The sequence below is a fragment of the Rhizorhabdus sp. P4_G6 genome (genome assembly GCF_056401045.1).
This window is the reverse complement of sequence record NZ_JBFUKC010000006.1, coordinates 13,653-26,158: the sequence shown is the minus strand read 5'-3', so window position 1 is coordinate 26,158 and position 12,506 is coordinate 13,653. Positions and strand designations below refer to the sequence as shown.

At 65.2% G+C, this 12,506-nt stretch carries 9 protein-coding genes and 1 tRNA gene; 7 read left to right on the top strand and 3 right to left on the bottom strand.

Going from position 1 to position 12,506, the window contains the following annotated elements:
- Nucleotides 1-20: 20 nt before the first annotated feature.
- Nucleotides 21-476 (bottom strand): Holliday junction resolvase RuvX, encoded by a 456-nt coding sequence (gene ruvX / locus AC1DPF_RS08415; protein ID WP_477866698.1) that lies wholly within the window; start codon nt 474-476, stop codon nt 21-23.
- Entirely contained in the window at nt 473-1,585 is a 1,113-nt protein-coding gene (locus AC1DPF_RS08410) for a DUF3089 domain-containing protein (RefSeq protein WP_477866696.1), read from the bottom strand. The genes ruvX and AC1DPF_RS08410 overlap by 4 nt, the downstream gene beginning before the upstream one ends.
- A 138-nt stretch (nt 1,586-1,723) precedes the next feature.
- On the opposite strand from AC1DPF_RS08410, the gene gatC reads away from it, so the two are divergent.
- From gatC to tig, 6 genes are all read left to right on the top strand, one after another.
- Nucleotides 1,724-2,011, top strand: a complete 288-nt coding sequence (gene gatC / locus AC1DPF_RS08405; RefSeq protein WP_477866987.1) for an Asp-tRNA(Asn)/Glu-tRNA(Gln) amidotransferase subunit GatC — start codon at nt 1,724-1,726, stop codon at nt 2,009-2,011.
- Entirely contained in the window at nt 2,011-3,498 is a 1,488-nt protein-coding gene (gene gatA, locus AC1DPF_RS08400; RefSeq protein WP_477960681.1) for an Asp-tRNA(Asn)/Glu-tRNA(Gln) amidotransferase subunit GatA, read from the top strand. Before gatC ends, gatA begins: the two co-directional genes overlap by 1 nt.
- Nucleotides 3,495-4,979, top strand: coding sequence for an Asp-tRNA(Asn)/Glu-tRNA(Gln) amidotransferase subunit GatB (gene gatB, locus AC1DPF_RS08395; protein WP_477960679.1), 1,485 nt, complete (start codon nt 3,495-3,497; stop codon nt 4,977-4,979). The genes gatA and gatB overlap by 4 nt, the downstream gene beginning before the upstream one ends.
- A 150-nt stretch (nt 4,980-5,129) precedes the next feature.
- Entirely contained in the window at nt 5,130-8,267 is a 3,138-nt protein-coding gene (locus AC1DPF_RS08390) for a hypothetical protein (RefSeq protein ID WP_477960677.1), read from the top strand.
- A gap of 101 nt (nt 8,268-8,368) precedes the next feature.
- Nucleotides 8,369-8,453 (top strand) — tRNA-Leu (locus tag AC1DPF_RS08385).
- 66 nt (nt 8,454-8,519) lie between these two features.
- Nucleotides 8,520-10,127, top strand: coding sequence for a trigger factor (gene tig / locus AC1DPF_RS08380; protein ID WP_477866688.1), 1,608 nt, complete (start codon nt 8,520-8,522; stop codon nt 10,125-10,127).
- 130 nt (nt 10,128-10,257) lie between these two features.
- On the opposite strand, the gene AC1DPF_RS08375 is transcribed toward tig, so the two are convergent.
- The gene (locus tag AC1DPF_RS08375; RefSeq protein ID WP_477960675.1) at nt 10,258-11,604 is read right to left on the bottom strand and encodes a hypothetical protein; all 1,347 of its coding nucleotides are present in this window, start codon (nt 11,602-11,604) and stop codon (nt 10,258-10,260) included.
- Nucleotides 11,605-11,770: 166 nt separating this feature from the next.
- Here AC1DPF_RS08375 and AC1DPF_RS08370 point away from each other — a divergent pair, with 166 nt between their 5' ends.
- Nucleotides 11,771-12,427 carry an ATP-dependent Clp protease proteolytic subunit gene (locus tag AC1DPF_RS08370; RefSeq protein WP_340315544.1) on the top strand — a complete coding sequence of 219 codons (657 nt, stop codon included), beginning with the start codon at nt 11,771-11,773 and terminating at the stop codon, nt 12,425-12,427.
- Nucleotides 12,428-12,506 lie beyond the last annotated feature (79 nt).

Here is a 12,506-nt window from a genome sequence, read left to right as displayed (position 1 = left end):
TGACGGGAAGCTCAAGCGGATCAGATCATCCCGTCGATCGCGCCCTGCAGGATATAGGCGGCGGCCAGCTTGTCGACCAGCTCGGCGCGGCGGGCGCGGCTCGCGTCGGCGTCGATCAGCGTGCGGGTCACCGCCTGGGTCGACCAGCGTTCGTCCCACAGCAGGATCGGAAGGCCGAAGCCCTCGATGTTGCGGGCGAAGGCGCGCACCGATTGGGTGCGCGGCGAATCGCTGCCGTCGAGATTGAGCGGCAGGCCGACCACGACGCCCCTGATCGACTGCGCGGTCAGCAGCGCCCGCAATTTGGCGGCGTCCACGCTGAACTTGGCGCGGGCGATGGTCTCCGCCGGGCTGGCGATGACCCATCCCGCATCGCATATCGCCACGCCGATCGTCTTCGTGCCGACGTCGAGCCCGGCCAGCCGGCCGCGATCGGGAAGGGCGGCCCGAAAATCCAGCGATGAGGCGAAGATCATTTGGTCAGCCAGGCCTTGGTGCGCGCTTCCGCATCGGCGCGGATATTGCCCCAAAACAGGGCATAGTCGAACACATGATAATTGTTGCCCGGCATGACATAGCGGTCGAAATCCTTGGGAGGCCCGCCGATAAGCAGCAGCCCGGATGGATCGCACCGTGCGGGGACGGCACCGGCGCGCAGGTCGGCGCCCTGGAAATCGGCGCGCGGCACCAGCGAACCAAGATTGGCCGAGGGCAGGGCCGCTGTCGCCGGTGCGCCGCTGAGCGGATTGACGCACAGCATATGCGTGCCGCGCCGCGGCCTGCCGGTCAGGCCGGCGGAGTGGTTGAAAATTTCGTGGATCAGCCGTGGATCCGCGGGTTCGGCGAAACTCTGCCAGGACAGGACGCAGCCGGTCTGGCGCGGGCCCTCGCAGGCGGACAGCCCGAGCGCCGGGACGTCGGCCTCGATGGAGATCGGCCAGCCGATCAGGTAGGCGGCGACGATCCGGCGCGCGATCGGCCTGCCGGCGACCCGTTCCTGCATCAGTCGCATGAGATGGAGGGTGCCCTGGCTGTGCCCGGCCAGGATGATCGGCCGAGCGGCCGGCAGCTGCGCCATGAAAGCGTCGAAAGCACGCAGCACGTCGCCATAGGCCAGATCGAGCGCCTTCTGGCTGTCGGCTGTGTCGGTCAGGAATGCCCCGAGCGTGGCCGAGCGATAGCGCGGTGCCCAGATCGCGCCGATCCGGTTGAAGGCGCTCGCCTCGCTCGATCCGAAGACGCGAAGCCATCTGCGCGAATCGGCATTGTCGAGCGGCGCGTTCCAGCTGGCCTTGGTGAAATAGGTCGTCGGAGGAACGTAGAACACAGCGACATCGGTCGGGCCGCCACCGGCCTCGCCGGCCGGCCGCCAGCGTGCGGGATCGTCGGGAAGGTCGGGGCGCGACAACCAGGATGACGCCTGGCCATAATGGGGCGCCGGCCCGGCCGCGGCGGCATCGAACCTGCCGCCCGGCACGAAGGCCAGGCGCATGAGCTGGTCCTGGAACAGGTTCCAGCCGATTCCGGCGGCCAAGGTAAGCACGATCAACCCCGCGATCACATAGAGGAAACGGCGAGCCAGCACGATGAACTCCGATTGTGCAGTGCAGCATGAACATGCGTGCAGGCAAGTGCGTAGCGGGCAATCGACCTTGCGTGCAATGGCCAGGAGTAGATGACGTCGACCTTGAAGCGGGCGGCGTCGGATGCTAGCCGCCCCGCCATGTCAGTCGATGCCGCTACCGTCCGCAAGATCGCGAGCCTCGCCCGGATTGCCGTTACCGATGGCGATGTCGACGCGATGGTGCCCGAGCTCAACAATATCCTTGGCTGGATCGAACAGCTGGGCGAGGTCGACACCGATGGTGTCGAACCGCTGGCAGCCGTGATTCCCAACCATCAGCGCCTGCGCAGCGATGTCGTCACCGACGGCAATATCCGCGACAAGGTGCTGGCCAACGCGCCGCAGGCCGAACACGGCTTCTTCGCCGTGCCCAAGGTGATAGAATAATGAGCGCGATTACCGATCTGGGCATCAGGGGCCTGCGCGACGGCTTCCGCGCCGGCGACTTCTCGGCGCGCGAAGTGGCCGATGCCTTCAACGACGCTGTCGCGGGCGGCAAGGCGCTCAACGCGTTCATCATCGAGACGCCCGATCATGCGATCGCGGCGGCCGAAGCCGCCGACAAGGCGCGCGCGGCGGGAGAATTGCTGCCGCTGTCGGGCGTGCCGCTCGGCATAAAGGACCTGTTCTGCACGGCCGGTTATCAGACCACGGCGGCGAGCAATATTCTCGGCGGTTTCACGCCGACCTATGAGTCGACGGTCACCACCAAGCTGTTCGCGGCCGGAGCGGGCATGCTCGGCAAGCTCAACATGGACCAGTTCGCGATGGGTTCGTCGAACGAGACCAGCGCGTTCGGAAATGTCGTCTCGCCATGGCGGCGCAACGACGGCGGCAATGCGCCAATGGCGCCGGGCGGCTCGTCGGGCGGTTCTTCTTCGGCCATCGCGGCACGGCTGGTGCCCGCTGCTACCGGCACCGACACTGGCGGCTCGATCCGCCAGCCGGCGGCGTTCACCGGTATCGTGGGGATCAAGCCCACCTATGGCCGCTGCTCGCGCTTCGGGATCATAGCCTTCGCGTCCTCGCTCGACCAGGCTGGTGCGATGGCGCAGGACGTTCGTGACAGCGCGATCCTGCTCGAGGCGATGTCGGGTTTCGATCCGAAGGACTCGACCTCGCTCGATGTCGCCGTTCCGAAGTGGGAAGAGTCTTTAACGAGTGATCTCAAGGGTAAGAAGGTCGGTATTCCCAGGGAATATCGGGTCGATAACATGCCTGCGGAGGTCGATGCGCTCTGGCAGAAGGGCATCGAGTGGCTGCGCGATGCCGGCGCCGAGATCGTCGAGGTGTCGCTACCGAATACCCGCTACGCCTTGCCGACCTATTATATCATCGCGCCTGCGGAGGCTTCATCGAACCTCGCCCGCTATGACGGTGTCCGCTACGGCCTGCGCGACCTGCCGGATGGCGCCAATCTCCAGGATATGTATGCCGCGACCCGTTCCAAGGGCTTCGGCCCCGAGGTCAAGCGTCGCATCCTGATCGGCACCTATGTGCTGTCGGCAGGCTTTTACGATGCCTATTATACCAAGGCGCAGAAGGTCCGGGCGCTGATCGCGCGGGACTTCGAGCAGGCGTTCGAGAAGGTCGACGTGCTGCTGACCCCGACCGCGCCATCGGCCGCATTCGCGCTCGGCGAGAAAAGCGCCGATCCGCTCGAAATGTACCTGAACGACGTCTTCACCGTGCCCGCGAGCCTTGCCGGCCTGCCTGCGATGTCGGTGCCTGCCGGCCTCGACGCCAAGGGCCTGCCGCTCGGCCTGCAGATCATCGGCCGCCCGCTCGACGAGCAGGGCGTGCTCAATGCCGGCCTCGCGATCGAGGCGCGCGCGGGTTTCACCGCCAAGCCGCAGAACTGGTGGGCAAAATGAGCAGCTATCGTATCCAGGGCGCAACCGGCGAATGGGAGGTCGTGATCGGCCTCGAAGTCCATGCGCAGATCGTTTCCAAGGCCAAGCTGTTCTCGGGCGCCTCGGCGACTTTCGGTGCCGAGCCCAACGCCAATGTCTCGCTGATCGACGCGGCGATGCCCGGCATGCTGCCGGTGCCGAACGAGGAATGCATCCGCCAGGCGGTCAAGACCGGCATGGCGCTGGGCGCCGAGATCAACCGCTGGTCGCGCTTCGACCGCAAGAATTATTTCTACGCCGATCTGCCGCAGGGCTACCAGATCTCGCAGCTCTACCATCCGCTGGTCGGCGAAGGCGCGATCACCATCGATGCCGACGAGAAATCTGGCATCACCGAACCAAAGCGGATCGGCATCGAACGCCTCCATGTCGAGCAGGATGCCGGCAAGCTGATGCACGACCAGCATCCGACCCGCTCCTATGTCGATCTCAACCGCTCGGGCGTGGCACTGATGGAAATCGTGTCGAAGCCGGACATGCGTTCTCCCGCGGAAGCAGGGGCTTACCTGCGTAAGCTCAGATCTATCCTCCGCTATGTCGGCAGCTGCGACGGCAATATGGAAGAAGGCTCGATGCGCGCCGACGTCAACGTCTCGGTGCGCAAGGTCGGCGACGATCTGGGTACCCGCACCGAGACCAAGAACGTCAATTCGATCCGCTTCGTTATGGCGGCGATCGAGGGCGAGGCCAATCGCCAGGTCGACGTGCTCGAAGCCGGCGGCCGGATCGTCCAGGAAACCCGCCTGTACGATCCCGATCGCAACGAGACGCGGTCGATGCGCTCCAAGGAGGACGCGCACGACTATCGCTATTTCCCCGATCCCGATCTGCTGCCGCTCGAACTGACCGAGGACTATGTCGCGGCCTGTGCCGCCGAGCTGCCCGAACTCCCCGATGCCAAGCGCGCGCGCTACGAGGGCGTGCTCGGCCTGCCGGCCTATAACGCCGCGGTGATCACCGCCGATGTCGAGACCGCGCGCTGGTTCGAGGCGCTGGTCGAGGCGACCGGGAAGCCTGCCGGCGATGTCGGCCGCGCGGCGTCGAACTGGCTGATTTCCGATCTTTTCGGGGCGCTCAACCGGCTCGGCAAGTCGATCGAGCAAAGCCCGGTCAGCCCGAGGCAGGGCGCCGAACTGCTCGGCCTGGTGGCCGACGGCACGCTGTCTGGCACGCTGGCCAAGCAGGTGTTCGAGATCATGCTGGAAACGGGCGAGGACCCTGGCAGGATCGTCGAGGAGCGCGGCCTCAAGCAGACCAGCGATACCGGCGCGATCGAGGCGGTGATCGCCGAGGTGATGGCCGCCAATGCCGACAAGGTCGCGGACTATCGCGGCGGCAAGGACAAGCTGTTCGGCTTCTTCGTCGGCCAGACGATGAAGGCGATGGCGGGCAAGGCCAATCCCGGCGTGGTCAACGACCTGCTGAAGAAGGCGCTGGGCTAACCCACCCCTCCGCTGTGATTCCGGCGGAGGCCGGAATCTCTGGAGAGCAGCGCGCGCGATCACAGCCAGACTCCGGCCTCTGCCGGAGTGACGGCCGTCGCGTATAACTGATCGCTTCCGCCTCCGGCTCGCTACACGCTATAAGCCGCCATGATCTACGGCGATCCCGGTACTATCATCCCGCTTAACATCGTCGCCGAGCCGGGTACGCATCAGCTATCGGTCCCGCCCGGCCTGACGGCCGCGCGCCGCGCCGCCACGCCGGGTTTTCGGGCCGCAAGCGCGAGCTGGCACTTTTTCACCCCGGCTCCCGTGCTGAGCAGCGGCGACGCTTTCGCCGCCTCCGTGCCGATCCGCGTGGAAGGGCTCGCCGGCATCGCGGCGGGGATGGTCGCGCTCGATCGTGCCAGCTTTCTCCAGTCCGGGCCGCTCGGTATCGATTTCGGCACGACTACCGATCCAGCGACGACGCAGACCCCGCATCGGCTGCGCTGTTCTTTCAGGGGAATCGTTCCCCCGCATGTCGATGGCGCGCTGCTCGTCGAGATGGTCGGGTGGGGCGCTGGCAGCATCATGCTCTCGACCCGCTATGGCAGCGATCAGCTCGAATGCGCGATCGGTCGCGGCGACCGGACCGAGGGCGGTTTCTTCAGCACGGTGATGCGCAAACCGGGCGTCGAGCAGCTTCTGGAAGTCGAGTGGCGCGACAGCCCGGGTGCCACGGGCGGAACGATCGCCTTCAGCATCGATGGCAAGCCGGCGGGCGGGCCGTTCCGGACGAAGATGAAGCTGCGCGTGACGCCGGAGATGGATTTCTCCGTCAACGCGGCACTCGGCAACACTCGGCAGGCCATCGACGGACTCCGCGTGCGCGAGTTGCGGATCGGTTTCGATCGGCCGGTGATCGACTATAGCTACCCACCGGTGGCGAGCGGACCGGTGGACGCCGCGGTGCTGCGCGACCTTGTGATCGACACGCGCGGCGTCGTGGCGCCGCAGCCGGCGAAAACCCTCGCCTGGCGAGCACCCGATGGCGCGGTGTCAACGCTCGATATCACCGTCGGGCCGCTCGATGTGGCGCCGGGGCAGGCCTATAAGGCGGTGTTGGTCGACTGGTCGAGCGGGCAGGGGGTGGCACACCCCCGTGCGCTGGTCATGACCCGGATCGTGGCGCAGAATTGCCGGTTCGAGGATGAATGGCTCGGCACCGCGCAGCTGGCGTGGATCGAGTGCCTGCCACAGGGGCCGGTCCCCAATATCAATGGCATCGACTATCGCTGCGATGCGATCCGTTGCGGCGATTATGTTCAGTTCCAGTTCGGCTATGACTGGGACACGGCAACGATGCCCGCCAATCCGTTCGGCGATCCGGCCGGCAAGCACAGCTATATGGTGCCGCACAAATGGCTGATCTACGATCCTCAGGACCGGCTGCTCGCGACCGTTGAGACGCCCGATGGCGGCCCGCTCAACGGCGCAGACAAGCCGTTCCTGTTCGCGGGCCAGCATGATCCGCGCGGCTGCGCGATTATCAGCAAGGAGGATGGCTGGTATCCGCATGGCACGGTGCGCTCGGCGGTGATCTGGCGCAGCCGCGATCCCGGCAGCCATGAACAGGCGGCTATACGACGCACCGTGCCGCTCTTCGACCTGAGCATCCCGTTCGGCTGCCACATCGACTATTCGGTCAATGGTTATGACCTGCGCATCTTCAGCGGCGCGCAGGGCAATGAAGGCCAGGCCAACGGCTTCGGCAATGTTCGGGTCATTCCATGGAAGCAGAGCGACTATCGGACGATGGTCGGCAGCGCCGGCCGGACCCGCGATCCTTTCGGGGCGCTGCTCTATTCGGCAAGTTCGATGGCGGCCAATGCGGCGCTTTGGCTGCAATATACGCCGTTCAACGTGCAGGGCCGCTCGCCGGTCACGGGGACCGGCGGGATGCGCGACGATCGGCAGATCATCCCTGAGCCGGTCGCCTGGTATATGAGCCTGCCAGACAGCGTCCGCCCGCACGACGGTCTGCCGTGGCGGACGATCTCGCTGGACTATCTGACCGGCTATGCCTCCGATCCGGTGCATGGCTTCGAAAAGGGGCGCAATGTGCCGCTGTTCAAGGGCAACGCCCGGCGGTCGATCGCTGCGCGCAACCATTATTATGGACCGGGGAATGCTGCGCTGCCGGAGACGCAGGGCTGGTATCAGCAAGGCGGCCGCGTCCCGAACTGGCTGCGCGGCACGGCGCCGCTCGAAGTCACCGTGCCTTACGCCGGAGACACACCCTCGACGCCCTATTTCGGTACGTTCCAGATCGACAAGCTCCACGGCCACCAGTTCCCGGGCTGGGGAAGCCTGATCTTCCGCACGCCCGAATTCGCCTTTCTCGGCCACCGCTTCTGGGATCAGAACCGGCTCTATTCGAACGACATCATCGGCGATCAGTGGCTCAGCCTATGGTCTAGCCGCGAAGGCGCCTGGGCTTTCCTACACGCGGCGCTCGCCTGGAAGACCGCAAGCGCGGGATCGCCCCGGCTCTATAGCCGAGCCGAAGTGCTCGAATTCACGCTGTTCGATTTCGAACTGTTTCACGACCGCTATTATGCCAGCAGCCCGGGTTTCCTGAACCCGCCGGCCAACCTGCTGCGTGACGGTCGACCCGACCTGCGCCTGGCGACCTATGCCGCGGCCCAATATTTCGGCGTTGTGAGCAGCAATGATTCCAGTCTGTTCCAGCATGAATTCAGCATCGGCTATTGGCTCAGCGCCCTGGCGGCGGCCGAAAAGATGGGGTTCAACGCGGCCGTGCGCAGGGGATCGGCCAAGGCCGGTGCCGTGCTCGACTGGCTCGTCGCCATGCACCGCAAAAGGATCGTCGGCCGCATCCTGGAAGGCGCGAACCTCCAGACGATGGACGGCTCCAACTATACCGTGGGCATATGGAGCGCGGAGCATATCGCCCATGCTGCGGGAGACGTCACGCGTTTGCCGCGAAGCTATGCGGGGCTGGTGGAGCTGTGGGGCAGGAGCCGGGGCTGGGATAGCTATGAAGGCAATGGTGGGACGATCAGCCGAGACGGGCAAGCGCTCGACCAGCTTATCGCGGGGCCCTCGTTGTTGCGCTACATGCTGGGCCAGACCGGGGACGATCTTGTTGCTGCGCAGACGCTGGCCAACGACTGGCGGGAGCAGAAAAAGGCCGGGGAACTTGCAAAGGGCGATGCGGCCGGAACCGGGTGGTTCGTCTATCTTCAGGCGACGAACAATCCCGCTAAAGCCGTTCAAGGCTGACATACGCCTCTTAGGCTTTCCCCAAACGCGGCACGCGAATCGCGCGGGTTGTACTCGATCCCGATGCTGTTATAGAGCCCGCCGACCGGCGGTCCTTATTTGCGGGCGTGGCGGAACTGGTAGACGCGCCAGATTTAGGTTCTGGTATCGCAAGATGTGGGGGTTCGAGTCCCTTCGCCCGCACCAGCTTCGCTCCCAGTGCGCGAGGCGGGACCCGAAAAAGCTTTCTCGAGATAGAGGTTGTGACGACCCATGCAGACTGTCGAAACGCTCAATGAGGGCCTGAAGCGCGCCTATTCCGTGACGATTCCGGCGAACGACGTCGCCAAGCGAGTCGAGGCGGAGATCAAGTCGATCGCGCCCCAGATCAAGATGCCTGGCTTCCGCCCCGGCAAGGTGCCGACCAACCTCGTCAAGAAGATGCACGGCCCGGCGATCGAGCAGGACGTTCTCAACAAGACCGTGCAGGATGGCATCCAGCAGCTGCTCGCCGAACAGAAGCTCCGTCCCGCGATGCAGCCCTCGGTCGAGCTCGACGAAGGTTATGAGCCCGGCAAGGACGTTGCGCTCAAGGTCGAGCTCGAAGTGCTGCCCGACGTTCCGGCGCCTTCGATCGAAGGCCTGAAGCTCGAGCGGCTCACTGTTCCGGCTGCGGAAGATGTGATCGACGAGCAGCTGAAGCGCATCGCCGGCCAGCAAAAACAATATGACGACGCGATGGAAGGCCATCCGGCGGTCGAAGGCGACCTGGTCGTCATGGATTTCGCCGGCTCGGTCGATGGTGTTCCGTTCGAGGGCGGCACCGGCGAGGGCATGTCGGTCGAGCTCGGCTCGGGCCGGCTGATCCCGGGCTTCGAAGAGCAGCTCGAAGGCGTCAAGAAGGGCGAGGCGCGCAGCCTCAACGTCACCTTCCCGAAGGATTATGGCGAGGCGTCGCTGGCCGGCAAGGACGCCGTGTTCGAAGTCACCGTCACCGACGTTCGCGTGCCGCGCGAAGCGACGGTCGACGACGAGTTCGCCAAGTCGCTGGGCCTGCAGGGGCTCGACCAGCTGCGTGAACTTCTCAAGGGCCAGATCGAACAGGAGCTCAACGGCCTCACCCGCACCCATATGAAGCGCAAGCTGCTCGACCAGCTCGCTGCCAGCCATGATTTCCCGGTCCCGCCTTCGATGGTCGAGGCCGAGTTCCAGCAGATCTGGGCACAGCTCGAGCATGAGGCGGGCCATGAGGAGGATCCCGAGGCCGCCCGCGCCGAGATGGAGAATGATCGCGCCGATTATCAGGCGATCGCCGAGCGCCGCGTGCGCCTGGGCCTGCTCCTCTCCGAGATCGGCCAGCAGAATGGCGTCGAGGTCGGCCAGCAGGAAATGCAGCGTCTGATCATGCAGGCTGCGCAGCAATATGGCCCCAAGGATCGCGAGCGGTTCATCCAATATGTCCAGCAGGACCCGATGGCTGCCGCCCAGCTTCGCGCGCCGCTGTACGAGGACAAGGTCGTCGACTTCCTGTTCGGCAAGGCCGAGATCAGCGACCGCGAAGTGACCCGCGAGGAGCTGGAAGCCGCGATCGAAGCCGATGACGACACGATCGGCAAGGGGCATGTCCATGGTCCTGACTGTGGCCATGACCACCACGATCACGACCATGATCATGCGCCGGCCAAGCCTGCCAAGAAGCCGGCGGCCAAGAAGGCTTCCAAGCCTGCGGCTGAAGAGGCGGTAGCCGAGAAGCCCGTCGAGGCACCCGCGCCCAAGAAAGCGCCGACGAAGAAGGCTGCGGCCGCTGCGGCCCAAGGCGAGGCTGCGCCGGCACCTGCCAAGAAGGCGCCTGCCAAGAAAAAGGCGACCGCCGCCGAGTAACCTGCCGGTTTGCATCGGGATATAGAGGGCCGGGCAGTAATGCCTGGCCCTTTTGTTTTCCGCTCGAGCCAGCTCCCCTGCGTGCCATCCGGCTTCCGCGCAAATTACGGCTGGGCGTAGTGCGGCGCGATCAGGTCGCGGGCGAGCCCCGAGCCGTCACGCCGAGGGCGAACAGCGCGAAGCCCGTGCCGATTGTCCAGACGAAGATCCGATCCATGAACCAGGCGTGGATGATCGTGTGCTGCCATAGCAGCATCAGCATGCCGACGATTACGCCGTTCGAGACCAGCAGGTGCAGGGCCCGCGCGCGCAGCACCGAATCCTGTGTCCGCAGCAAGGTTCGCGCACCCCAGGCGCCGATCACCACGGCTATCAGCAGGATCGCCCCGGCCATCAGATGCATGCCCGCCGCGAGCGAATTGAGACCTTTGGCCAGGGACTTCGCCATGTGCATTGGCCCGAGATCGGGCTGATCGCCTCCCATGCCCATCCGCACGCCGAGTTGCGCCGCACTTTCGCGGAAAGACTCGATCCCGAACACCCAGAGGGCGAGCAGGATCTTCAGCGCAAGGCAGGCTATGATCGCGGTGCAGAAGGCTGCGGCGGCTTCGACGATCTGGTCGAGCACTTTCCGCGGATCACCGTCGCGCAGCGCAAAGGGCAGGCCGCCTACCACAATGGCGAGGCCGAGCGGGATTCCGCCGGTGAGGAACTCAAAGATCGCGACGAGGCTTCCGAACACAGCTGCGCTGATGGTCGCGCTCCACCGGCCGAGCCCGCCACGCGCCGCCGCCATCGCCAGGAACAGCAGATAGCCCAGGATGATCGCGTCCGATGGCGCGTGTGACAATGACTGGCCATAGGATTCGAGCCCGAACCACCGCGAGAAAGCAAGGAACAGGATCAGCCAGAACAGGCTTTCGGTCGGCCGGCGCCTGCCGGCGAGTGCGAGCGTGGTGATCATGATCCCTGCCAGCACCAGCAGGGTTTCGATGCTGTGATAGAGGTTGCGGATCGCCTCGACCGGCATGAGCGGCAGCAGATAGCGCGCGAGCATAGTGTGGCCGTGGATATATTGGTGATACCAGAGGCCGGTCCGGCCCGCCTCCTTGTCGCCTGCGGCAAAGGCGCGCAGCGCCCCGCACATCGTCTCGGTGCCGCGTTGCACCGGCTTGATCGGGCTGGCCATGAGCTGCGCAGCCGCTGCCTGCTGGTCGAGCGCCATATAGAGAATCAGGCAGTCGTTATACTGGTGCCGGCCGATGTCCGTGTTGCCGGGCAGCCAGTCGACATCCTGCAGGACCCCGGACGCATAGGCGGCCCGCACATTTGCCTCCGCTGCCGGAAGATCGCGGCCGAGGCCATGAAGGTTGGCGAGACAGAAGAGCGCGAACAGAAGCGCCGCGATCGGCAGCGCGATGATCGCGCCGAGCCCGCCGCGGCAGGCTAGCGAGCGGATGTCGGCCGTCTTGAGCATCGATGCATATCCCCCATCGGACCATCTTGCCGATCGACGGAGCGCGCGCCAGACAATTTCGAAGCAGCGCTGGCTGATGGCCATGCGCGCGATGGGCCCTTGAAACCCCCGCGGCAAAGGCCGATGTTGGCATCTCAAGGCAAAGCACGAAGGACCGAGACCTCCCATGCACAATCCGTTTGAAACCGGCCAATTCCTCAATCCGGAGACGGGCGCTCTCGTGCCTATGGTGATCGAGCAGTCGAACCGCGGCGAGCGCAGCTTCGACATCTATTCGCGCCTGCTTCGCGAGCGAATCATCTTCGTGACCGGCCAGGTCGAGGACCACATGGCCTCGCTGATTACTGCCCAGCTGCTGTTCCTCGAATCGGAAAATCCGAAGAAGGACGTGTTCATGTACATCAACTCGCCGGGCGGCGTCGTGACGGCGGGTCTCGCGATCCACGATACGATGCAATATATCCGCCCCCGGGTTGGCACCGTGTGCATCGGCCAGGCAGCCTCGATGGGCAGCTTCCTGCTGGCTGCCGGCGAACCCGGCATGCGCGTGGCGCTGACCAACAGCCGGATCATGATCCACCAGCCATCGGGCGGTGCCCAGGGCATGGCCGCCGATATCGAGATCCAGGCCCGCGAGATCCTGCGGATGCGGCACCGGCTCAACTCGCTCTACGCGAAATACACCAAGCAGCCGATCGAGGCGATCGAGCATGCGATGGATCGCGACAAGTTCCTCGAGGCCGACGAAGCCAAGGCGTTCGGGCTGATCGACGAGGTGTTCGACAAGCGGCCAAGCCCCGCTGACGAGGCGATGGCAGCCTGATCGGTCAGCCGCCCGTTATGGCCGCGGGCGGCTTGTTCGCCGCAGAGCCCTCCCCATATTCCGGGGGACCCCGATATCG